18 protein-coding genes and 2 pseudogenes are annotated in these 24,156 nt (G+C 55.5%); 7 read left to right on the top strand and 13 right to left on the bottom strand.

The window, feature by feature from the left end; all coding sequences use genetic code 11:
• Nucleotides 1-52: 52 nt before the first annotated feature.
• The 6 genes and pseudogenes from B3C38_RS00350 to rhuM all read right to left on the bottom strand — a co-directional run bounded on the left by B3C38_RS00350 (nt 53) and on the right by rhuM (nt 5,350).
• Nucleotides 53-442: a hypothetical protein gene (locus tag B3C38_RS00350; RefSeq protein WP_286724019.1), complete on the bottom strand. Its 390-nt coding sequence runs from the start codon at nt 440-442 to the stop codon at nt 53-55.
• A complete protein-coding gene (locus tag B3C38_RS00345; protein WP_286724016.1) occupies nt 405-725 on the bottom strand; it encodes a hypothetical protein in 321 nt (106 codons plus the stop codon). The genes B3C38_RS00350 and B3C38_RS00345 overlap by 38 nt, the downstream gene beginning before the upstream one ends.
• A gap of 25 nt (nt 726-750) precedes the next feature.
• Complete coding sequence (locus B3C38_RS00340) at nt 751-3,546, bottom strand: SNF2-related protein (protein WP_286724014.1); 2,796 nt, start codon at nt 3,544-3,546, stop codon at nt 751-753.
• Between the two features lie 62 nt (nt 3,547-3,608).
• A pseudogene (locus B3C38_RS00335) lies at nt 3,609-3,731 on the bottom strand (GIY-YIG nuclease family protein); the annotation flags it as partial.
• A gap of 2 nt (nt 3,732-3,733) precedes the next feature.
• The gene (locus B3C38_RS00330) at nt 3,734-3,910 is read right to left on the bottom strand and encodes a helix-turn-helix domain-containing protein (RefSeq protein ID WP_286724171.1); all 177 of its coding nucleotides are present in this window, start codon (nt 3,908-3,910) and stop codon (nt 3,734-3,736) included.
• Nucleotides 3,911-4,366: 456 nt separating this feature from the next.
• A complete protein-coding gene (gene rhuM / locus B3C38_RS00325) occupies nt 4,367-5,350 on the bottom strand; it encodes a RhuM family protein (protein WP_286724169.1) in 984 nt (327 codons plus the stop codon).
• A gap of 514 nt (nt 5,351-5,864) precedes the next feature.
• Here rhuM and B3C38_RS00320 point away from each other — a divergent pair.
• Together B3C38_RS00320 and B3C38_RS00315 are read left to right on the top strand one after the other, a co-directional pair.
• Nucleotides 5,865-6,437 carry a DNA-3-methyladenine glycosylase I gene (locus tag B3C38_RS00320; protein WP_022331972.1) on the top strand — a complete coding sequence of 191 codons (573 nt, stop codon included), beginning with the start codon at nt 5,865-5,867 and terminating at the stop codon, nt 6,435-6,437.
• A gap of 253 nt (nt 6,438-6,690) precedes the next feature.
• Nucleotides 6,691-8,037 (top strand): BACON domain-containing protein, encoded by a 1,347-nt coding sequence (locus tag B3C38_RS00315; RefSeq protein ID WP_276790540.1) that lies wholly within the window; start codon nt 6,691-6,693, stop codon nt 8,035-8,037.
• 73 nt (nt 8,038-8,110) lie between these two features.
• Here B3C38_RS00315 and B3C38_RS00310 read toward each other — a convergent pair whose 3' ends face one another.
• On the bottom strand, nt 8,111-8,800 hold the full coding sequence (locus tag B3C38_RS00310) for a response regulator transcription factor (protein ID WP_286724009.1): 690 nt from the start codon (nt 8,798-8,800) through the stop codon (nt 8,111-8,113).
• Nucleotides 8,790-10,280 (bottom strand): sensor histidine kinase, encoded by a 1,491-nt coding sequence (locus B3C38_RS00305; RefSeq protein WP_276790537.1) that lies wholly within the window; start codon nt 10,278-10,280, stop codon nt 8,790-8,792. The genes B3C38_RS00310 and B3C38_RS00305 overlap by 11 nt, the downstream gene beginning before the upstream one ends.
• Before the next feature lie 145 nt (nt 10,281-10,425).
• Between B3C38_RS00305 and B3C38_RS00300 the strand changes: the two genes are divergently transcribed.
• Nucleotides 10,426-11,301 (top strand): GLPGLI family protein, encoded by an 876-nt coding sequence (locus tag B3C38_RS00300; protein WP_022332344.1) that lies wholly within the window; start codon nt 10,426-10,428, stop codon nt 11,299-11,301.
• A 12-nt stretch (nt 11,302-11,313) separates the two neighbouring features.
• Nucleotides 11,314-13,893, top strand: coding sequence for a hypothetical protein (locus B3C38_RS00295; RefSeq protein WP_286724004.1), 2,580 nt, complete (start codon nt 11,314-11,316; stop codon nt 13,891-13,893).
• A 50-nt stretch (nt 13,894-13,943) separates the two neighbouring features.
• Here the strand turns inward: B3C38_RS00295 and B3C38_RS00290 are convergent.
• Both B3C38_RS00290 and B3C38_RS00285 read right to left on the bottom strand, forming a co-directional pair.
• Nucleotides 13,944-15,566: pseudogene (locus tag B3C38_RS00290) on the bottom strand (SusD/RagB family nutrient-binding outer membrane lipoprotein).
• Between the two features lie 5 nt (nt 15,567-15,571).
• The gene (locus B3C38_RS00285; protein WP_414630894.1) at nt 15,572-18,628 is read right to left on the bottom strand and encodes a SusC/RagA family TonB-linked outer membrane protein; all 3,057 of its coding nucleotides are present in this window, start codon (nt 18,626-18,628) and stop codon (nt 15,572-15,574) included.
• 326 nt (nt 18,629-18,954) lie between these two features.
• On the opposite strand from B3C38_RS00285, the gene B3C38_RS00280 reads away from it, so the two are divergent.
• From B3C38_RS00280 to B3C38_RS00270, 3 genes are all read left to right on the top strand, one after another.
• On the top strand, nt 18,955-20,061 hold the full coding sequence (locus tag B3C38_RS00280) for an MBL fold metallo-hydrolase (RefSeq protein WP_117507518.1): 1,107 nt from the start codon (nt 18,955-18,957) through the stop codon (nt 20,059-20,061).
• Between the two features lie 208 nt (nt 20,062-20,269).
• Nucleotides 20,270-20,854, top strand: a complete 585-nt coding sequence (locus B3C38_RS00275; RefSeq protein ID WP_018696391.1) for an HdeD family acid-resistance protein — start codon at nt 20,270-20,272, stop codon at nt 20,852-20,854.
• Nucleotides 20,855-21,115: 261 nt separating this feature from the next.
• Nucleotides 21,116-22,636 (top strand): arylsulfatase, encoded by a 1,521-nt coding sequence (locus tag B3C38_RS00270; RefSeq protein ID WP_286724002.1) that lies wholly within the window; start codon nt 21,116-21,118, stop codon nt 22,634-22,636.
• A gap of 191 nt (nt 22,637-22,827) precedes the next feature.
• Here the strand turns inward: B3C38_RS00270 and B3C38_RS00265 are convergent, their stop codons facing one another.
• From B3C38_RS00265 to B3C38_RS00255, 3 genes are all read right to left on the bottom strand, one after another.
• The gene (locus B3C38_RS00265; RefSeq protein ID WP_022332351.1) at nt 22,828-23,217 is read right to left on the bottom strand and encodes a DUF488 domain-containing protein; all 390 of its coding nucleotides are present in this window, start codon (nt 23,215-23,217) and stop codon (nt 22,828-22,830) included.
• 127 nt (nt 23,218-23,344) lie between these two features.
• Nucleotides 23,345-23,494 (bottom strand): hypothetical protein, encoded by a 150-nt coding sequence (locus tag B3C38_RS00260; RefSeq protein WP_022332352.1) that lies wholly within the window; start codon nt 23,492-23,494, stop codon nt 23,345-23,347.
• A gap of 62 nt (nt 23,495-23,556) precedes the next feature.
• Entirely contained in the window at nt 23,557-24,141 is a 585-nt protein-coding gene (locus tag B3C38_RS00255) for an RNA polymerase sigma factor (RefSeq protein ID WP_055203845.1), read from the bottom strand.
• Nucleotides 24,142-24,156 lie beyond the last annotated feature (15 nt).

The following is a 24,156-nucleotide window of genomic DNA, read 5'->3' as shown; positions in this document are numbered from 1 at the left end:
TTATATATCATCTGCTATAGCTGACCTATCAATGGCGATTAAAACTAATTGCTTAGACAGCTTGATTAGCAAGACAAGGTGTTACGATTTTACACTCTACTTGATTTTTTATTTGAGGCGAAAGTTTAGCTAAAATCAATCCTTCTTGAATCATTTCATAATTGTTATTCAAGAAAATCGCTACGACTTGTATATCTTGGATCATTAACATATATTCCTTATATGCTTTATACTTTTGCTTGTTTAAATAACGAACATTCTTGTTATGTCTTATAGGCAATAAGAAATCTAAAAAAGTATTGGTTCGATCCAAACTATCAATTGCGTTTTTGATTTTAGACGCTATATCATCTTCTTGAAATATGAACACATTGCAAATCTCTCGTATATTATTTGAATCGATATTATTTACACAAGCGGATCTTACCTGTTCGTAGTTCAATATTTTGAGCTGAAGCTGTCATTTTTTCATTAACGGCTTGATTATCGCGACGAGTTTTTTCGTTATCTTCGTGATTGTGTTGCAGTTGCTTGTATAGTACATACAATGTTATTAAACTGACGATTACTAAACCAATATAACTTCCATAAAACGACAGCCAATCTGGACTGCCTCCGACAATCGGCGAGAAGGCGGGTATAAAGATAATAAAATTCAGCAAAACGGGAGCACCCAATCTGATTAAGATTGCCCACCAATATTCTTTGAGGAACGCCTTGAACAAGGCCCACTTTTTTTGAGGTTCGCTCTCATATGATTCTCCATTTAATGGTAAACAGTTCAGTTTGCTGAACCTTCTGTTGCAGCATCTTTTCAATACGGCTTAAAAGTAGCTCTTTTTTTTCATCGATTTCATCTTGAGAATTAAAAAGATTCTGTCGCTTCTCGATACGCTTACGTTCCATCTCCTTGATGGCTCTTTGAGCTTTTACCTTCTCTTCCAGTCGGCCGATCTTTTTGGCTTCCGATTTCCGAAGGCGTATCTCCTGATCCAAATCCGAGATTTCGCGCTCCAAAGCGAGCTTCATATCGCCGGCCCAGTTATCCAGTTTCTCCATCTCTTCATCGAAAAAGCGGTTGTTTCTGTCTGAGGAAGAAGAAAGAATATCATGGTTCAGCTCTTCAACCTTATCGCACAAACAATCGGCAGTTGTAATGTCTACTCCGGTTTGTGACAGCAGACGTGCCGGAAGCAGGAGCATCCGTTCGGCAATTTCGGGATAGACCCAATCGCCGCTATCGGTAAGGCAGGCAATAACCAGATGGTCCTCCGGCTCAAAAGAATCGATGGATATCTTCTCTACCCGCATGGTACCGCTTTGGCCTACGAGGTCGTCAAGCAGCTTGGTTCGCCCTGCCGTGTGCGTATAATCAAACTCGATATATGCCGGCGTGTGAAGTGGCTCCCGATACTTGGCCAAAATGTCCTTGGCCAAAGGACTGCTTATACGATAAGGTCGCACTTGCTCGTCTTCACACTCTTTCGACAAAGTATAGATCGACCCGTCGATATGAAGCGTGAAGGCATAGCGATCTTCATCGAATGTGGCCTCTCCCTCCAACGCATGCCGCGTTAGAAGCCAAAGACGTTTTTCAAACAGGTCGAGATTTTTCCGACTTTGAGCCAGATTGTCTCTCAACTTCTCCTTGACCGATTCATCGAAATTTTCCAATAAAGCCGAGCGGGCTTTTATCATCTTCTCGGATATTTGCTCCTGCAATTCTGACTGCAACCTGTCAAATGCAGCCTCTATCTCATCAGTCGTTCGACATTCGTCGTATATTTGTGCTATGCGTTTTTCAAAATCGACACCATTGCCTATGCTGCCCAAAATCTCATCACTGGCACCAAACACACCATTGAAGAGCTGGAACTTCTGATCCAACAGTTCATACACACGTATATCGGCCGCATTACTTTTATTGAGGAAGTTCACAACTACGACATCGAATTTCTGTCCATATCGGTGGCATCGACCTATTCGCTGTTCGATCCGCTGTGGATTCCATGGCATATCATAGTTCACTATCAAAGAGCAGAATTGCAAATTGATACCCTCGGCGGCAGCTTCGGTAGCAATCATGATAGTGGCTTCATCCTTAAAATAATCAACGATAGCCGCCCGCCTGTCGGCCGTAAGGGATCCCGTAACCTTGGGCGTGCCTTTATGTTTCTTCAGCCATACCTGATAGATAGCCGTCGATTCTTTATCGGTATTAGTCCCGTTAAATCGAACAACCTTACCCTTATATCCTCTCTTTTCGAGATGTCCATAAAGAAACTCTTGCGTACGTTTTGACTCCGTAAAGATAAGTGCCTTGGAGGCAGCACCTAAATGCTTTAACTGCTCAAAACCTTTATCCAACGCGACAAACAGATGTTCAGCCTTACTATTCTTTTTAATTTTCTCGGCCATATCTCTAAATTGCTCCAGCTCGGATATTTCTTTCTTTATGCCTTCAATATCGGCCGGAGGCAACTCCTCGATATCTTCTTCAATCTCTTCATTATCCACCCACTCATCGTTGTCTTCTTCGTATTCTTCAATGACGAGATTCTTGAGTAACACATTATCGTTTTTTGCGATAATATCCTGCAACCGATTGATAAGAGAGCAGAATGTTCCATATATGGCATATGTTGAAGATGCAAGCAGTTTCCTTAATATCAAAGTCATAAGCTGACGCTGACTATTAGGTAAAGCATACAGTTTCGGTTTATTCAAATAATCAGTCACCATATCGTAGAGACGTTGTTCGTTCTCTGTCGGGAAGAATTCCTCTACTATGGCAATCCGTTTGGTATACTTGATATATTCCAAAACCTGTCGTCTGAGGGTGCGCTTGCAAACGGGTTGTAGTCGACGTCTCAATTCCATGAACTCTTCATCGGTCAAACTATGACCAAATTGGCTCTTGAAACTTTTTATATCCCCAAACACATAATCGTCGATAATAGAAACCAAACCATATAATTCCAGAATAGAGTTTTGCAATGGAGTTGCCGTCATCAATATCTTCTTTCTGGATTCTATAGCCTCTTTAATGGTATTGGCAATCCGGTTTTGCGGTTTATATACATTACGCAGCCTGTGCGCCTCGTCTATAATTACCAGATCCCAGTTCGTACTCTTTATATAAGCGGCTTTGGACTTTGCAAATTGCAAGGAAGAAATAACTATATTCTCCGTATCAAACGGATTAAAAGCGCCATTTTCTATGGAGGCATTAAAGGACTTTGTCTCCATAATCACAGATGGCAGGTAGAATTTCTCCAACAGCTCACTCGACCATTGTTTTCGCAAGTTAGCCGGACATATAACCAGCAATCGCCTTTTATGCTCGGACCAATGTTGTGATAAGATAATACCGGCCTCAATAGTCTTTCCCAAACCAACCTCGTCGGCAAGTATAGCCCCTTTGGATAAAGGCGACTTAAATGCAAACAAAGCCGCCTCAACCTGATGCGGAGTGAGATCCACCTGCGCATCTTGCAAAGAGGCAGTAAGCTTGTTTATATCGTTTGCCGGCAATCTTCGGGTCAAGAAACCTGCTATATATACGGCCTGATAATCTGTTATATTACAGCACATTCCGACTTACTGAAAGCTATATTGCCCAGCTCCTTAGACCTAACATCTACCGGTCTGGAGCTTTTCCCAATTTTTATCCAGTCCTCCTTAAAGTTAGGATTGGTCAATATATAAACATAACCATCACTCGTTCCCATAATTATTCAGTCCTTAATAAATCATCTACTTTTACCTCAAGACATTTAGCTATCTGAATAAGCATTTCCACATTAGGTTGTGTAGTATTGCCCCCCTTAGACACAATAGCAGAATCTTTTCCTAATTGCTCAGAAAGCCATTTGTTGGTTCTACTTTTTTCGGCAAGAATAACTTTGATTCGATTTAAAAACTATACACTCCATAAGATCAATTATTCTCATCTACAAATATAGCAAAAGCTCTTGAATGAAAAAAACTTATATCTCTACCGGTCAAAATATTGATAATACAAACATTTTCCCCAATTATATACTTTAATGTACCAAACTTAATTTTAACGAAATTGGATTCTACCTTTTGTACATAATTTAGGGTGATACTCTATTTTTTAATTCTTTGATACTTAGCATCAAATATCGTAGCGGGAAATAGTTTGGATAATATATCTTATTACCCTGCTAATTTCCGCCACGAGGGGTAACAAAAAGAAACCACCTCGCAAAAAATGCGAGGTGGTTTCTTCTGAAATAGCAATAAAATTCTATGGTATAGCTACAATGGCATTGATAACTTGCGTTATTGGATCTCCGTACTCGAAATCAGCAAACAAAAGTCCGACACATTCATAAATGCTTTAATTGTTTTTATTGATCAGGTTCACCACAACCTTCGTCATCACATCCTTTTCTTCTGTACGGCTTTCGGCAATCATCAGCGTCAGGGCAACCAGTGTATTGTTATCCAGAAGGCGAGAGCCATCAGCGCGATAAAGAATCCGATTATTCTCCAAAAACCACAGGAACAAGAAAGCGGCGATGCGTTTATTTCCGTCGCTGAACGAGTGGTTCTTGACCGTCAGATAGAGCAGATTAGCCGCCTTTTCCTCGACGCTCGGATAGAGATCCCGCCCGCCGAAGGTCTGGTAAATCGCGCCCATCGTGCTTTTGAACGATTCGTCCTTCTCATGGGCGAACAGCTCGCTGCCACCGAATTTGTTGCGCAATACCTGTAACGTCTCCATCGCATTTTCATAGGTCGCATGAAACGGCTCCTCGGTCGTAGTAGCCGACACTTCCAACTGCTGATAATCGTAGCGGTCAAGCGTATCGAGACCGTAAGTATAGTCCGTAATCACGCGCAGCAACCCGACCGCCTCGGATTTCGTGACGGCCTTTGCCGACAGCACATTTGAGAGCAGACGGACAGTCTGTTTCAGTTCCTCCAACTGCTCGATCTTCGCTTGGCTATTGATAGCATAACCTTTTATAAGGTACTCCTTCAGCACCTTGTTCGCCCAGATACGGAACTGCGTACCGCGTTGCGATTTGACACGGTAGCCAACAGAGATAATCACGTCGAGATTATAAGCCGTAATTTTACGCTTCACGGAGCGATGTCCCTCCTGTTGAACTATCAAGTATTCCTTGACAGTTGCCTCACGTTCGAGTTCGCCTTCTTTGAACAAATTGTTTATATGAAGACTGACATTCTGTTTGGTCGAGTTAAACAATTCGACCATCTGCGCCTGCGTCAGCCACACGCTGTCGTTCTCCATGCGGACGTCTATACAGGTCTCGCCGTCGGCTGTCTGGTATATGATAATTTCTCCTCTGTCCATATCAACAAATATAGGAAAATCCGCCCGCATCTCCAAAAGTCTTCGCATTTGGATTTTTCGCCGAAAATCGCTATATTTGCATTGTCATACAAGGAGATACGGCGGTGACGCAAGCAATCCGGGCAGATGGGCGCAAGACCATGCAAAAAGACGGTAGGCGACGCGGGAATCGGAACCGAAAAAGCGTCGCAAATCGCTGATATACATTAGGCTTACAAATGTGCCGGAGCACCTTTATCCGCACATTGAAGTCTCCTTTCGGAGACTTTTTTGTGGACACAATGTTACAAATAAGCACATTTTAAGCTGATTGTCAGTATATTATACTCGAAAGCACAATTCTCTGCCAAAGCAAAAGTGGTTCCGATAAAAGCACGTTCCGCACCTACCGATTCGGATTCTTTCATCGCAACGTTTATTATATTGACAAATTGTAGCGGGCCGAAGCGGGCTTAAAATTTGGCACGAAGCTGGAAATCAGCTATCTTTACTCCATATTACAAACATGATGACTATGCAGGACATGATAAACGGACGGTGCGGCTGGTGCGGAACCGACGAGCTGTATGTGAAATACCATGACCAGGAGTGGGGGAAATTGGTGACCGACGACAAGACGCTGTTCGAATTTCTTGTCCTGGAGAGTGCCCAGGCCGGGTTGAGCTGGATAACGATACTCAGAAAGCGTGAGGGGTATCGCAAGGCCTTTTGCAACTTCGACGCCGTGCAGGTGGCACAAATGACCGATAGCGATGTCGAACGGCTGATGCGGTTCGACGGCATTGTAAGGAACCGGTTGAAAATCAAATCCACAATCACAAACGCAAGGCTATTCCTTGCCATACAGGAAGAGTTCGGTAGTTTCTACAACTACACCTTGTCGTTCTTTCCCGACCGGAAGCCGATTACCAACACCTTTGGGTCGTTGAGCGAGATTCCGGCATCATCGCCCCAATCCGATGCCATGAGCAAAGACATGAAAAAACGGGGATTCAAATTCTTCGGCAGCACGATTTGTTACGCCCACCTGCAGGCGGCAGGATTTATCGACGATCACCTGACGGACTGCATTTGCCGAAAGAGATAAATAACGCATAGACTGACATTCAGGCTGCTGAAAAGACAAGCAGGTATTCCGTTATCCGCACATCGAAGTCGCCTCCTTGGGAGATTTTTTTCGGGCGGCAGGCCGGACAAATGCGAATCGCAAGCCGATCTGGCCCCAGAAGCCTTCCATCCCCGTATTGGGCGGAAATTGCAGATTTATTTTGCAAATGCGTGTTTATTTCATACCTTTAAATCGAAATCCGAGGGGGGGGGTGAAACTGAAACCAACCCTTATGACCGATGCGGGCAACACCGCGCAGGGACACGCATATTTTCAATCTGCCTCTTCCCCCAATCGTTTAACTAAAACACTTTTTAGGATGAAACATTGGGGTCTTTTCTTTTTGGCGCTCTGCTGCGCAGCCTGTCACAACGATGAACCGGAGCAGAAGTATTACATCACCCTCGATGAAGATGAAATCAGGGCAGATTATTCCGGGATTCAGCAACGTATAGCAGTTTCGGCCAACTGCGACTGGAGTATCCGAAATATTCCGCAATGGTGCATTATCGAAAAGGCCGTTGCGGATAACGCTGAGTATCTGGATATAGAGGTGTTGCCGAACGACACGGAAAATCCGCGCGAGGCAACAATAACGCTTGCCTGCCTGCATGACAGGTACAAACAGACAACCGCCGACCTGTTCGTTTCCCAAGCCGGGCAAAAAAAGCCGGAATACGACCCTTTGCAGTGGCATACGTTCGCAGTTAATAAATTCAACGATAACAAATACGACCTCCTGCCGGACAATGTCACGCGCAAATATCGGCTTTCGGCCGAACAGTCATTTGTAAACCCGGCGTTCAGGACGCAGGTTTATCCGGGACATTTGATTAACTGCCATACTGACAACCGGACATTGACGGTCTACGACCAATATACTTACAACCCGATTAACATAAGCGCCTATGTCAACAGGACGCTTTATGAAAAAGAAATGCTGCCCTCGTTCGACGGTATGAATGAAATGGTGCAGCAAATAACCTCCGAATTACCAGCTCAAAGTCAGCAATTCAACTATATCGGCCCTTTGCAATACCACTCACACAGGCATCTGCACCTGCTGGGGGTAGGCAACCTGGGCCTCAACCTCGATGAACTGCTAAGCGGGAAACCCTACACCGAAAAAGAAATGGGGAAACGGACGGGGTTTTTCTATAACTATTCCCGGGAAATGTTTACTATTATGATGGACTATCCTGATAAATTAATCCGAGAAACAATCAGCGAGGAACAACTGCCCGATATGTCCTATATTACCCACCTGACCTTTGGCCGAATGTCTTTGCTTTTCGTTGAGACAGACCTGGAATATACGAAGGCAATAAGCGTTGTTGATAAAATTATCAAAAAGGAAGAGTTGAGTGCGGATGACATTCAGGTTAAAGCCGATCTTCTCGTCTATTATGTCTATTTCGACAAAGGCAACAACCCGCAAACGGTTACGGGCGGCAGCGAACTGATCGGAAGATTCGTGAACGAGATCGGCTCGCTGAATATCACGCCTTTAGGGTTTAGCACAAATAAACTATCCAACAATCAGGTTGGAAATTTAGTCATAGAATTTGCATTGCCGTAAACCGGATCCCTTCGGAAAAGGCAACCGGAGAGGGAATAAATTCCGGTTTCAATACAGTGCGGCAATCCCCGCCTCAGCGCATCAGCAGCTTATACCCCACTCCCCGCACGTTCACCAGCTGGATCGACGGGTCGGCCGCAAGGCGGTGGCGCAGGCGGGTGATGAAGACATGCAGGCTGCGGGCATTGAAAAACGAATCGTCGCCCCAGATATTCACCAGCAGGGTTTTCATCGGCACGATCTCGCCCGCATTCCGGCAGAGGTATTGCAGCACTTCGGATTCGCGGGCCGAAAGTTCCGTCACCACGCCGTCGCACGTGAGCCGCTGGCGCTCGGCGTCGAAACGCATACACCCCAGTTCGAACACACGTTCCGTACGCGCTTTCCCGACGCCCGCACGCCCGGCAAGCGCCCTGACCCGCACGATCAGCTCGCTCATGGCAAAGGGCTTGCGCAGGTAATCGTTGCCCCCGGTCTCGAATCCCCGCACCACGTCCTCGGCCGCCGAGCGCGCCGAAAGGAAAAGCACAGGCACCCCGGGCGCTTCGCGGCGCAGGCGCCCGACGAAGGTGAACCCGTCCATACAAGGCATCATGACATCCGACACGACCACATCGGGGCGCGACCCGCGGAACGCCCGCAACCCGGCCTCGCCGTCATGGGCGACCGTCACCTCGAACCCCTTTTCGGAAAGGGTATCGGCAATGATCCCCGCGAGGGTTTGCTCGTCCTCTACGAGCAGCAGTCTGATCTTATCGCCCATCGTCCGGAAGTATCAGGGTGAAGGTCGTACCGTGCCCCTCGGTGCTCTCCACCGCGACCGAGCCGCCGTGTTTGGCGGCGATTAGCCCGACGTAGTACAACCCGAGGCCGAAGCCCTTGACATTGTGAATGTCGCCCGTAGGCACGCGGTAAAACTTATCGAAGATATGCGCCTGCGCGGCACGCGGAATGCCGATGCCGTCGTCGGCGACTCGCAGGACGACCCGGCCGCCGTCCCGCCCGGCCGAAATGCGGATATGCACCTCCTCGCCGGAATATTTCAGGGCATTGTCGACCAGGTTGTCCAGGGCATGCGAGAGGTGGAAGCGGTCGGCGAAGGCAGTCAGCCCTTCGGGTGAAACATCCACCGTGACCCGTGCGGGTTTGGCTGCCTGCATCCGGAACTTCTCGGCCAGCGCCCCGAGCATCCCGGCCAGGGGGATACGCTCGCGGCGGAGCGTGAAATCCTCACGTTCCTCGCGCGACATGGTGAGGATGCGCTCGACCATCTCCGACAAAGCCGTCAGCTGGCTGCGGATCACACCCAGGTATTTCGCACGCCGCACCCCATCGTCGGCCGCCCCGAAATTCTCCAGCGCGTCGTTGGCCGCATAGGCCACGGCGATCGGGGTCTTCAGTTCATGGGTGATATTGTGCGTGAAATCCATCCGCATCTCCTCGAGCGTCTTCTGCCGGAACAGCGTCCGCAACAGGTAGATGACCACGAACGCGACGACGAGCAGCATGAGCACCGAGGTGAGGATGATGCCGAACAGCTCGCGCAGCAGTTCCCGGTGGGGGTTTTCGATCTTCACCCGGAAAAGCAGCTTGTCGTCCGTGGTGACGCGCGAGGTGAACACCTTCGGGTTCCGTATCCGCGGAGCGTCCTTCTGCGAGGCGATGACCGCCTCCTCCCGCGCCGCACCCGCTGGCCGCGCCGCCAGGCTGTCGAGCCGGATTTCGGTAACATCCCCGTCGTCCCCGCCCCGGATCACGTCGACACTGTGTGGCAGGCCGATGCCGGAATCGGCCAGGTAACGCGTCAGCAGGGAGTCGTAGCGGGACAGGTTGAACTGGAGCGCCGTGAACGAAGGCATGCGCACCTCCTGGTAGATATAACGGGTCTTGTCGCCGCGGCGCAGGGCGATATTCGTCCGCAGCGTGTCGACCTTCGACCGGATGGAAAGCACCTTGCCGGCCGCCCCAAGGCTTTTCACAGAGATCGTGTCGATCATATCCAGCTTAACGGAGTCGATATTGCCCGTCGTCACGACCGACGTCCGGGTCTGCGACGTCCGGCGCCGGTTGCCCATCAGCAGGTCGTCGTACGCCGCGCGGTTCATAGCGAGGGTCACCTTACGCGAAAACTCCTCCGCTCGGTCGGCATACATCCGCCACAAGCTCCACGCCTGCACGAAGGCCAGCGCCAGCAGGGCGCCGATCGCGCAGAACGAGATATTTCTGAAACGGTTCTTATCCACGGCCGAGGGGTTTATACCACAAAAATACGAATAAAAACACTCCTGCCGCCGGCGTTAACATTATTTAACACTTCTTAACGCGGCGTTAACCATCGCCCTTCGTTTTTCGGGGTAATATTGCACCGTAAACCAACACACCGAAGCCATGAAAACAAAACTCACCTTCCTTATCATCGCCGCTGCGCTGGCCGCCGCAACCGCAGGACGGGCGCAGACCGTCATCTCCTACTCGACCGACGGCGGGGCACAGGCCCTCGAAACGGGCAGCGTACGGCAGACCGTGCTGGACACCGCCACGCTCGAAGTGAGCTACCGCATGGAGTGGCTGCGGCGCCCCGACAGCAAGGAGCCGATGCAAGACCTGCTGCTGTTGCAGGCCGGAGGGAAGGTTACGAAATTCTTCTCCTACAAGACGCTCCAGCGGGACTCGCTGCTGCGCATCACCCCGACCGAGCAGGTGCTGGCCAACGTGGGCAACTTCAAGGGCGGCCTGGAAGCTGTCGTATTCCAGAACTACCCCGCAGGCGAACTGACCTGCACCGACAAAATCTCGCGCGACAACATGCTCTACACCGAGCCGCTGCCCGAAATCGAGTGGACGCTCCGCGACGGGACGCGCGAATTCATCGGTTACGGTTGCCGCCGCGCGACCTGCCGCTTCCGCGGGCGCGATTACGAAGCCTGGTACACCGAGGAGCTCCCGCTCGCCACCGGCCCCTGGAAATTCCACGGGCTGCCCGGACTGATCCTGTCCGTGAACGACACGGGCGACGACGGGGGCATCATCCGCTTCGAGGCGACCGGGATCCGCCGCGCCGAAGTCCCGGTGACGATGGCCGACCTGAACTACCTGAAAACTTCGCGCAAAAAATTCCTGGCCACCGAGCGCAAATTCATGACCGACCCGATCGGCTACATGCAGGCCAATTCGAACATCAGGATCACGGTAAGGAACGAGGACGGGACGCCGCGCGAGGGTGCCGACCTGCTCCGCGAATACAATCCGCTGGAAACAGAATAACCCCGCGGCGCGATGAAGTACCTGCTGACCCTGCTTTGGTTGCTGGACGCAATCGCCGCCCAGGCCCAGGAGTATACGGGCCACGTAGCCGACAAGGAGGACGGGGCGGCCGTCGCCGGGGCCATCGTCACGGCGCGGGACTCCCTGGGCAAGCCGCTGGGTTACACGACGACCTCGGCCTCGGGCGATTTCGTGCTCAGGCCGCGCGGGGGCGGGACAACCGCGCAGCTCGACTTCTCGACGATGGGCTACCGCCGGCAGTCGGTTCCGGCCAACGCCGGGCGGATGCTCGTGCTGCTGACGCCCGAGACGACCGATATCCGCGAGGTGACGATCCGCGCCCCGCGGCTGAGCTTCCGGGGCGACACCGTAAGCTACAACGTGTCGCGCTTCACCGAGGCGCAAGACCGCTCGATCGCCGACGTACTGCGCAAGATGCCGGGCATCGAGGTGGCGAAATCGGGCGAGATACGCTACAACGGCCAGCCGATCAACAACTTTTACATCGAAGGGCTGGACATGCTCGACGGCCGTTACGGACAGGCGACCAACAACATCGCGCCGCAGGACGTGGCGAGCGTCGAAGTGATGGAGAACCACCAGCCGATCAAGGCGCTCAAGGACATCGTATTCAGCGACCGCGCAGCCATCAACCTCCGGCTGAAGCCGCACGCCAAAGCCCGCTGGACGGGGACGCTGCGCGGCGGTGCGGGCTGGTCGCCGGCGTTGTGGAACGGCGCGCTCTTCGCCATGCGCATCGGTGCCCGGGGGCAGTCGATGGTCAACCTCAAAACCGACAACACAGGGCAAAACCCCTCGGCCGAGACCGAACGGCTTTCGGTCGAGGACATCCTCAACGGCGGAGCCAACGACTACAATCCCGCCGCACACCTTTCGGTCGGCACTTCGTCCGCGCCGCTCGACGATACACGCACGCGCTTCAACCGCTCGCACATGGCCAGTCTGAACAACCTGCACAAACTCTCCGAGGACTACCAGCTCAGCAGCTCGCTCACTTGGGGTTACGACCGCCTGGCCTCGGATCGCGCCGCCCGGCAAAGCTGGTACCTGGCGGACGGCACGCGCGTGGACACCGAGCAGGAGTCGGCCGCTTCGTGCCGGCAACAGCTTTCGGCACGCATCGCACTAAAAGCCAACACCGAGCGGTTCTACATGCAGGAAAAACTCGAAGCTTCGCTGGCATGGAACGGCATCCGTGCCGTGCTCTCGGGCAGCTACCCCAACCGCCAGCGTGCCGACGCCCCGGCCTACGGCATCGAAAACGACCTGAAATATATCCGGCGCACCGGCACACGTTCGCTCACCGTCACCTCCTACCTGAAATACCTTACCCGCCCTCAGTCGCTCGATGTGGTGCGCGAAACGGGCAACCAGCGGCAGACGATCGCCGACCGCGCTTTTTACATGAACCACAACGCGGCATTCGGCACACAGGCCGGGCGGTTCGCCTTCGCATTCAAAGGCGGGGTTTCGGCACTCTTCCGGGGGCTCGTAACAGACCTGACGGGCACCGGGCTCGGGACAGGCACCGCGAACGACCTTTCGGCCGGCTACGCGGGCGTCTACCTCCAGCCGGGCATCACCTACCGCTCGCAGCGGCTGCGGCTGACGCTCGACCTGCCGGCAGGTTACCGCCGCTATGGACTGCACGACAGGATCGACGGCAGCCGAACCCCGGCGGGCATTTTCACCTGGAAGCCCCGCTTCGCGGTGAAATGGAGCCCCACGGGACACCTTTCGCTTTCGGCATCGGGTACGGTCGGCCGCGACGCGGCGGACGACAGCCGCACAGGCAACGGCGCCGTCCTGCGCAACTACCGTTCGGTGCTCTGCGGCGTAAACGAATACCGGCAAGCGCTGCAACGCAGCCTCTCGGCAGGCATCGCCTACAAGAACCCGATCGGCGGGTTCTTCGCCAGCCTGCTCGCGGTACGTTCATGGAACGACCTGCCGTTCCTGCCTGCGCAGCGCTTCGACGGCGACTATATCGTAAACTACTACGTGCACAGCTCGAACCGCGTGCGGTCATGGTACCTGTCGGGCGACGTCAGCCAGAATATCGACGCCCTCAACGGTCAGGCAGGCCTGAACGTCGGCTACAACCTCAGCGGCACGGAACTGCTGCTGGAAGAGGTGCCGACCTCCTATGAAAATTCCACCCTGACCGTCGCGCCGCGTTTCAACTTCCGGTTCGCCGCCTGGGTAAACACCGAATACCGGCTGGAATACCGCTATACGACACTCTCCATCCGCAGCCGGGAGCCCGACGGGCGGCACGATTTCAACCAGCGGCTGACCGTAAACCTCGTACCGTCGAAGAAATGGGTGATCCAATTCACGGCGGAGCACTATTACTCGCAGCTTTCGGCCGACCGGAGCAAGCACCTGCTACTGGCCGACGCATCGCTGCGCTGGAAAATAAACGGGAAATGGGAAGCTACGGCGACCGCCGCAAACCTTTTCGGCCGCGAAGAATACGCCTATACGACCTTCGACGGAGTAAGCTCGAGCTCCTACCGCTATGCCATCCGCCCGCGCAATATCCTGCTGGGCGCAAGCTGGAAATTCTGACAACCGCCGCACGACGCAACGCCCGGGCAAAACAGTCCGGGGCTTCCGGATCAGAAATTACGCCCCGCGTCCCACCACAGGCGCGTCCCCCCGTGGTCTTCGCCACCGAGTTCCGCGACGAGCGACGCATACTGCTCGGGATCGGACGTCGCCAGCGCAGCCGGGAACGGCAGCCGGCGGATCATCGTTTCGGTATCTATATAGCCCTTGCTATGGTTCAGACGTACGGGGAACAGGCGCGGATATCCCGTCCGCCGCTGTTCGGCCCAGGCCTCGCACCCTTCGGGATACATGGCGATCCACTTCTGGGTGATGATCCGCTCGAGCTTCAGTTCGTCGTCCGCCGTCGCATCCCAGCGGGGCGACACGCGGCACCGGGCGGCAATGTCGTTCCCCGGATCTACCGGATCGTGGTAATCGGCGGCCATGGCGTCGCTCCCCAGGTAGCTTTCGGCCCCGGACAGCTGCCATTGCGCGAACGATGCCGCAACGCCGTTGCGGTAACAGCGCTCCGCATCTTCGTCCGTCCAGCCGCGCAATGCCGCTTCGGCACGCAGGAACCACACCTCGGCCGCCGTCATCAGGACGGCATCGGTATCCGTATCCACCGTAAGGCGGGAAAATGCCGCGTAATAATTATGCGAAAAACCCGTCCCCTGACGGATTCCATGGTATTGCCCCTTCAGGACGACCGTCCCGTCGCCCGCATCGCCGGCAATGACCACGTCGCTGCCGCAGGGCTTGAAAAATTTCTCCAGCCGCGGATCCCCGTACCCGGTCAGTACGGATTCCATCGAAGCGTTCATGGCCGCCTCGTTCCAGTTCAGGTTGATCTCGCCCAGCGGATTGGAATAGGTACCCGAAGTCTTCACGGCGGCATTCTCCATACTGGTCTCGATCACCCCTCCGGCCGCCTGCGCCGCCTTCCGGAATTCCGCACGGGCCTTTTCGGGCGCGGCAACGGAGATACGCACGGCAAGGCGCATGCGCAGGGAGTTGGCAAAACGGAGCCAGGCCGCATAGCTTCCGTCGAGCAGCAGGTCGAACCTGGAAAACTCGCCGGCCTCGGGCTGCCCCCCGCCCCAGGCCGCCAGGATGTCCGCCGCCTCGTCCAGGTCGTCGAAGAAGCAGCCGTAGACCTGCTGCTGGCTGTCGGGCACGTATTCGCTGCCGCGGTCGGCGAAATGGCTGTATATCACCGGCCCGTAGTAGTCCGTCACGCGGTGCATGGCCAGGACTTTAAGTATCTTGGCTATGGCATAGAACGGCGGCATCTTCTCGCGTGCCGTCTGCTCCAGCCGGTAAATCTGGGGCATGACATAGGAGTAGGTGAACTGCCACATGGCGCTGTTCCAGCCGTCCTGCAAGTTGTAATCGGAGTTGTGGCTGCCGCCCTGCAGCGGTTTGGGATCGTGCATATAGCCCGAGAACATATCCGCATTGAGGTTCTGCGTCATCTGGAACGGCCAGTTCTTGCCCTTGCCGAAATCGTAGTTGAAATAAATCCCCTGCTAAACGATCTGCAGGCGGTATCCGAAGCCGTTGTCGTCAGCCTCGAGCTCCCCGTCCGAAATCCCCGAGAGGTCGTCGTTCAGTTCCCGGAAATTCCCCGTGCAGGCCCCCCAAAAGGTTGTGCAGAATGCGGCGAACAGATATATGTAAAAGCGCTTCATGATTCTCAGAACTCCAGTTTTATGTTGAAGCCGATGCTCCGTACGGTCGGCATGCCGTAGACGTCGATCCCCTGGTTGTCGTTGCCCGTCGAAAGGACGAGATCGGGATCGAACGGCGCGGCATTGTAGATAAAGAAGAGGTTGCGGGCCACCAGCGACACGGTCATGCCGCTGAATACCCGCGTACGGCGCATCAGACGCTGCGGCAATGCATAGGACACCGCCAGTTCGCGGAGCCGGATGTTCGTCGCATCGTACATGTAATACTCGGTCACACCTGCGCGGCCGCCGACCAGTTTGTAAAAACCCTTCACGTCGTCGATCCGCTGCCCTTCGAGCATCACGCAGCCCCGGTCGCGGGCATCGGCCGTTGCGGCCGACACCCCGTAGGAATCCAGGTCGGCCATCGTCTGCGACAGGAGCCGTCCGCCATAGCGGCAGTCCAGCAGCACGGACAGCGACATGCCCTTATAGGAGAACGTGTTGCCCCAGGAGAGCGAGAACACGGGATTGGCATTGCCGACCTTCACCGTATTGCCGTCGCCCACGGTGCGGGGCAACCCGGCGGAATCGCCTTCGGCCTCGTAGACGATCCTCCCCATTGCGTCGCGCTCGAACGCCCGCCCGTAAATATCGCTGATCGAACCGCCCTCGACGAGTTTCATGGCATAGGACGATGAAAAACTCGACGGGCCGTAGACATATTCGCGCAGCTCGTCATGGAGTTTTATCACGCGGTTCCTGTTATGTGCGAAGTTCACCGTCGACTGCCACGTCAGCGCACCTCCGTAAACCGGGTAGGCGTTCAGCGACACCTCGACGCCCTGGTTCTCGATATTGCCCGCATTCTCGTAACGGTAGGCGTACGCCTCGCCCGAAAGGGCCGGAAGCTTGAAGAACTGGTTGTGCGTATTGGTCTTGTAGTAGGTCAGGTTGATGCCCAGCCTGTCGTCGAGGAACCGCCATTCGAGCCCCGCCTCGAGGGCGTTGGTCATCTCCGGCTTGAGGTCGGTGCCGGGGGCGGCGTCGGCGGCATTGATGCCCCCTCCGGCCGTGACGTGCGACTTAGGATTGGTGATGAACATGGGGATGTCGTTCCCCACGCGGCTCCATGTCAGGCGCACCTTGGCGAACGAAATCCACCGGGGCAGTTCGAACATCTTGCCGATCACCCACGATGCGCCAGCCGAATAATAGAAGAACCCGCTGCCTTCGTGCGAGGTGTAGGCGAGCGTCGATGCCCAGTCGTTGCGTCCCGTGACTTCGAAATTGAGGCTTCCGGCATACTTGAACGACGCCGTGGCGAAAAGCGACTGCGTCTGGCGCCGCGCATCGATCTGTTCGTCGACATAGGCCGAACCGTTCATGACGATATTGGCGACGTTGAACACGTTGGGGAAATAGAGCGACGCCGTCTTGGAATCTATACGCAGCGAATTGACCGTCCGGTCGTTCAGCCCCGCACCTGCGGTCGCGCTGAACTCCCAGTCCGGGGAGAGGCGTTTGTCGAACATCGCCAGCACCTCGCCGTTGAACAGGGTTTCCGAGTAGCTGCTCTCGATATAGCGTCCGTTGGCACCGGCCAGCGCAGGCGCCGTCGAGGCATAGAATCTCTGCCGCACCTTGTCATTCACATAGTCCACATTGCCGCGCGCCTTGAGCCGCAGCCAGCCGTTCACCGTCCAGTCGGCCGTAAACGAGGCCATGACCCGGTTGCGCAGGCTCCTGCTGCGGATGCGGTTGACGATCCAGTAGGGGTTCTGCTCGAAATCGTCGCTCGGGGCGATCCAATCCTGGACATTGAGTTTGCGGCCGGCGTCATAGACCTCGAAATGCTCCCGGTAAGGCGTGATATCCACCCCGCGGGGGAAGCGGTAAAGCCCGACCAGCGGGTTCATGTAGAAACCGCCCGGCACGGGTTTGTCCTCGACCACCTGGCGCATGAAACTGATATTCCCGTCGAGTTTGAGCCGTTGCCGGAAAAGCCCGGTCGTGGTGCGCAGGTTGAAGTTATGGCGCATCAGGCGGTTCGAACCCGTGATCCCCCGCTCGGTCGTATTGGCATAGGAAAAATAGTTCTGCACCTGTTCCGACCCGGAGGAGACCGAGACCGCATTCATCGCCGTGATCCCCGTCCGGAAAAAGTCGCCCGCATTGTCGTAGGCCTTCATCCGCGCACGGGCGCCCCAGCTTTCCACCCCGCCGCTCACCCCGTAGCGGTTCTGGAACGAAGGCAGGCTGAAAGGGGACTGGAACGTGAGGTTCGAGGTGAATGTCACGGGTTGCTGTTTGCGGGCATTGCCCTTTTTGGTCGTAATGAGGATCACGCCGTTGGCGGCCTGGCTGCCGTACAAGGCGGCGGCCGGGGCACCCTTGAGGATCGAGACGCTCTCGATATCCTCGGCGTTGAGGTTCGAGATGCCGTCGCCGCCATCGCGGTTCCCGGCATCGGCCACACCGCCTATGGCCGAATAGGCCTGCTCCGAGGTCGAATTGAGAATGGGCATACCGTCGACCACATAGAGCGGCTGGTTGTCGCTGGCGACCGACCGCACGCCGCGGATGCTTACCTTGGCCGAAGCGCCCGCACCCGAGGAGTTCTTGTTCACCTGCACGCCGGCCGACTTGCCCGAAAGCGACAGGATCAAGTTGGGAGCCTTCACCGCCGTGAGCTGCGACCCCTTGATTTTATCGGCCGAATAGGTCAGGTCGGCATAGTTGCGTTCGAGCCCCAGCGCCGTCACGATCACCTCGGCGATCGCCTTCACATCCTCCTGCAACACGATTTCGAATTCGGTACGGGTTCCCGTCCCGATACTCTGGGCGATATACCCCAGACACGAAACATCGAGCACGGCACCGGGCAGGACGGCGATCGAGAATTCGCCTTCGGAAAGGGTCGCCACCCCGTTCGAAGTACCCCGTTCGACAATGGTAGCCCCGGCGACAGGATCGCCCGACTCGTCGGTGACACGGCCGTTGACAACCACCTTCCGGGGCGGGGACTGGGCATGCGCCGCCATGTCCGGCAACAGGCACAGGCAGGCAAGCAGGGCCGCCATGCACTTCCATCCCCTGTGCAGCGGCCACAATTTTCTCAGACAATACGTAAAAGGCATCACTATTATGGAACAATTAAGTACAAAATTATAAAAATTGGCATATAAATCGTATAATAAATGGAAATTTCAACAACTATTCCGACTATCCGGCATTCAAAACAGCCCGGAATCCCCCTTTGCACAACAAAATGCAGCGGGGCATTTCCAGGATGCCCTCCGGATGCCGGCGAAGATTTCGGGGATTATGGTAACCCAAACCGGAATCCGTATAACCGCAATTCCGCAGGAAACGGTATCTTTGCACCGTACAACCAGTGGGAAACGATATGTCCAGCACGAAAATAAGACGCATAATGGGAATCCTGACAGGAATCATACTCGCCGCCGCGATCGCCGGCCTGATAACCCTCAACCTCCCGGCCTTCGGACGCCTGCCGCGGGGCAGCCGGCTCGAACGCATCCTGCAATCGCCGAACTACCGCGACGGGCAGTTCCGCAACCTGGAAGCAAGCCCGATGATGACGGGCGACAAAAGCCGCCTGCGGGGCCTGCTCGAATTCCTGTTCCGCAAAAAGGAGGGGTTGCGCCCCGACGCGGCCGTCCCGGCCCTCAAGACCGACCTGCGCGCACTGGATCGGGACAGCAACCTGCTGGTGTGGTTCGGGCACTCCTCCTACCTGCTCCAGGCCGAAAGGCGGCGTGTGCTCGTCGACCCCGTATTCCGGGCCGCCGCACCGTTCTCCTTCCTCAACAGGCCTTTCAAGGGCACCGACATCTACCGTCCAGGCGACATGCCCGACGTGGATTTGCTCGTCATCACGCATGACCACTGGGATCACCTCGACTACCGCACGGTCACCGAACTCAAATCCCGGATCGGGAAGGTCGTCTGTCCGCTCGGCGTCGGAGAGCATTTCGAATACTGGGGGTTTGACCCGGAGAAAATCATCGAACTCGACTGGCTCGAAACGGCTGCGCTCGGCGACGGGTTCGCGGTGCACTGCCTGCCGTCGCGGCACTTTTCGGGACGCGGACTCAATCCCAACCGGACGTTGTGGGCATCGTTCCTGCTGGAAACCCCTGCACGGCAGGTCTACATGGGCGGCGACGGCGGTTACGGCAGCCATTTCGCGCAGATCGGCCGGCAGTTCCCCGCCATCGACCTGGCGATCCTCGAAAACGGACAGTACAACGAAGCATGGAAATACATCCACACGATGCCCGACCAACTTTCCCGGGCGGCCAAAGAGCTTGGAGCCAAGCAGGTCATGACCGTCCACCACTCCAAGTTCGCCCTCGCTAAACACCGCTGGGACGAACCGCTGGCGACCGAAGCGGCACTGGCCGCAGACACCGCACTGCATGTACTGCGCCCCCAGATCGGCGAAGTAGTCCCGTTGCGGAATGCACCCGCAGCCGTCCCCGTACCCTGAGCCCGGCAACCGGAGCCCGGCATTCCGGCCGGTAACGGGCATTCCTATTTCCCGGCCGCCCGCAGGGCAGAACGCCCAGCCCCGCAGACAGGCGCCCGCCTGCCGCGAAAGGAATATAGGGCGTACATCCCAGACCAACCGTCCGCCGATCGAACCGTCGGGAACTCTGGTATGTAAATTGCTTTAAGGAAGGGAAAATCCGTATGCTATGGAAAATTTTTCAACCCTGATCGAAAATTCGAAACGCGCCGTGCGCTATTGGTGGCTGCTGCTTATCATCGGCATCGCCCTGTTCGTAGTCGGCATCCTCGTATTCGTCTACCCCACACAAAGTTACCTGGGCATGTCGCTCCTGTTCGGGTGGCTGATGCTGATTTCGGGCATCCTCGAAGTCGTACTCTCGTCAGTCAACAAACATTTCATCACCGGACGCGGCTGGATGCTGGCGGGCGGCATCATCGAGATCGTGCTGGGCATCATCCTGATCTTCAACGTCGCGCTTTCGGCCGCTACGCTCCCGATATTCCTCGGGTTCTGGCTCATGCTGCGTGCGTTCGGTGCCATCGGGCTCGGCAGCGACATGGGCGCCATGCAGATCGCCGGGTCGGGCTGGACAATTTTCAGCGGCATCCTGCTGCTGCTCTGTTCGCTCTGGATTCTTTTCCAGCCGCTCGTATTCGGCACCACGGCCGTCATCGTATGGGTCGGCATCTCGCTGCTCTTCGCCGGGGTCGCCGCCTGTTCGCTCTCGCTCCAGCTCCACCGGGCGCACCGCTGCCTCGGCGACCGCTAAAGCGGCCACGACATATCACCCAAAAGCCCCTGCCGCGGCAGGGGCTTTTTCGTACCCGGCCCTGCAAAATCCTGAAACACCAAGGGGAACAGGGCAGCCGATCACCGCCCGAAAACACCCCTCCCCGACCGCCCCGATAAACAAAGGGGAGTTTCTTCGACCAGAGATAGACCGCAAAAACTTTCTTTTTTGCGATCTTTTTTTTATTCTTATTTTATTATTTTTGCATCTAACAGCAAAAAACAACCCAAAAAGCAATCCATGAAAACATCAATCCCCCGGACATTGCTGACGGCCATTCCCGCACTGGCCGCAGCGGGGTGTACGGAAAACCCGGCTCCGCGCCCCAACGTGATCTTCATCCTGATGGACGACGCAGGCTACGGCGACTTCGGTTGCTACGGACAGCAAAAGATCGAGACCCCCAACATCGACGCCCTGAGCGAACTCGGCGTCCGCTTCACGGACATGTACTCTGCGGCACCGCTCTCTTCGCCGGCACGCTGCGGCCTGCTGACGGGGCGTCACGCCGGCCATGCTCAGATCCGCGCCAACGACGAGATGGAATGGCGGGGCGACGTCTGGAACCACGAGGCAATGCTGCGCGATTCGACGCTCGAAGGACAGGCTCCGCTCGAAGCCGGCACCCCGACGCTCGGCTCGGTCATGCAGCAGGCCGGATACGCCACGGCCATGATCGGCAAATGGGGCGTCGGAGGCCCCGCGACGGAGGGTACGCCCAATAAAATGGGCTTCGGCACCTATTACGGCTGCATTTGCCAGCGACAGGCGCACACCTACTACCCGCCCTTCCTGTGGCAAAACGACCGGCGCGTCTACCTCGACAACGAACTGCTGCCGCCGGGCACGCCGCTCGACGCAGGGGCCGACCCCTACGACCCGCGCAGCTACGACAAATACACGCAGCGCACATACAGCCCCGACGCCATGTACGACCAGGTGCTCGAATTCGTGAATGCCAACAAGGAGCGGCCGTTCTTCCTGATGTGGACGACGCCGATCCCCCACAGCCCGATGCAGGCGCCCGATGCCGACGTACAGTACTACGTGCGTAAATTCGGCGACGAACAACCCATCGAGGGCAAGGGTTATTTCCCCTCGCGGTGGCCGCGGGCGACCTATGCCGCGATGATCACCTACTTCGACCGCCAGATAGGCGGGCTGGTCGCCGAACTCAAACGGCTCGGCATCTGGGAAAATACGGTAATCGTCATTACGAGCGACAACGGCCCGGCGTCGAACTCCTGCTCGTCGAGCGAGTGGTTCGACAGCGCCCACCCGTTCCGCAGCGGCAAGGGCTGGGGCAAGTCGTCGTTGCGCGAGGGCGGTATCCGGATGCCCTTCATCGTGGCGTGGGGCGGCAAACTCCGCCCGCAGGTGAGCGACCATGTCGGTTATTTCCCCGATGTGATGCCGACCCTTTGCGAATTGGCCGGGGTCGAGCCCCCCGCGACCGACGGCATTTCGTTCCTGCCGGCCCTCGAAGGGCGCAGACAACCGCAGCACGAATATCTCTATTGGGAGTTCCCCGGCAGCAAAGGCTGGGTAGCCGTCCGCTGGGGCGAATGGAAAGGTTTGCTGCGCCGTGTGAAGGAGGGGAACGACCGCTTTGAATTATTCAACCTCAGTGACGATCCCCGCGAGGAACACGACCTTGCCGCACAGCATCCCGAGATCATCGACCGGATGTGGCAATTCGTTTCGGCTTCGCATACCGAACCCGCTAATCCGAAATTCAGGATGGAGGTCGGCCGCAAATAAGACCGGTATAAAAATTCCGGGAACACGGGCAGGGCCGCGTGAAAAAGCACCGTCGAGGTGCTTTTTTCATCCGTAGCGGACACGAACCATCGCCCGGACGGAACCGCCATGCCCGCCACCCGTGATCCGCAGGCTTCCAAGGCAGGAAGACACCGTCTACCGGCCGCTGCCCGGGCAGGGTGCAACCCGCATTACGAGTAGCGGGCGTTTGTAACCCCGGCCGCAGCCGTGGCGCGGGCGAGGTATTCCTGCAGGATCAGCGCATGGTTCCCGGCCGCATTCTTCGAAGCGTACAGCAGCGTGACCGTATCCTTACCGGCGATCCGGCGGACGAAGTCGCGCACGGCCGGCGAGGAGCGTAATTCCCCGGTATACCTGCGGCGGAATTCCTCCCACCGCTCTTCAGGGGCGGCATGGAACCATGTCCGCAGCCCGGGGGTCGGGGCGATCTCCTTGGCCCACAGGTCATAGCGGAGCGCCTCCTTGCGGATGCCCCGCGGCCACAATTTATCGACCAGCACCCGGTAGCCGTCCTCCGGAGCCTCGGGTTCGTAAACCCGCTTGATACGTATCCGTGTCATAACGATCGGTTTTTACCCGGACGTCGCAAAAAACATTCCGGACAGGATTTCCGCAAAGCCCGCACCGGATGCAGGGCATTAAAATGAAGGGCGCCTCCCGGCGCCCTTCCCCATCAAAAATTAACCCTTAAAAATTATCTCCATTTCGGAAAACCTCCGAGAGGTAATGGTGTAAAAAGAAAAGATCTGCGTCACCCTGGACAACCTCCCGCATCATAAGATCTTCGTCATCAGAGATGCCTTCGTCTGAAACCTCGTTTTTGTCAATATCCTCCATAGGCATCTAATATTTTGCTTTGTACTAACTAAACGCCCGCCCCATGGAAATATTGTGCGGAATCAGCACAAAACCATATTTTTTTCTTTGATCATCCGTCGCAGGTTGATAAGCGCATAGCGCATACGCCCCAACGCGGTATTTATACTCACGTCGGTTTGTTCCGCGATATCCTTGAAACTCAGACCGGAAAAGTAACGCATCATCACCACCTCGCGCTGTTCCGGAGGCAGCAGCTCGACCAAAGCACGCACGTCGCGCTCGATCTGCTCGCTGACCATCGCGTCCTCCACGTTCCGTTCGGCGAAACGCAGCGACCCCAGTACGTCATAACCCGCCTCAGCCTCGGTGACGGTCTTGTTCTGCCGCTGAGCGCGGAAGTGGTCGATCACCTGATTATGCGCAATACGAAGTATCCACGAGAGAAATTTCCCGTTGTCCGTATAACGGCCGTCGTCGATAACCCGCACGGCTTTGATGAATGTTTCCTGAAAGATGTCCTCGGCAACGTCACGGTCTTTGACCATCATATTGATGTAGTCCCGCACACGGCGGCTGTGGCGTTCGATGAGCTTGGATATGGCACCCTGGTCACCTGAAAGGTAATGATTAAGCAATACCTGGTCACTTAATGCTTGTACGTTCATACTCTTTTCTCCTAA

Origin of the sequence: Alistipes sp. UBA1686, from assembly GCF_002320215.1 — a bacterium.
Taxonomy (GTDB): Bacteria; Bacteroidota; Bacteroidia; order Bacteroidales; family Rikenellaceae; genus Alistipes; species Alistipes onderdonkii.
This window is presented reverse-complemented; position numbering and strand designations above follow the sequence as displayed.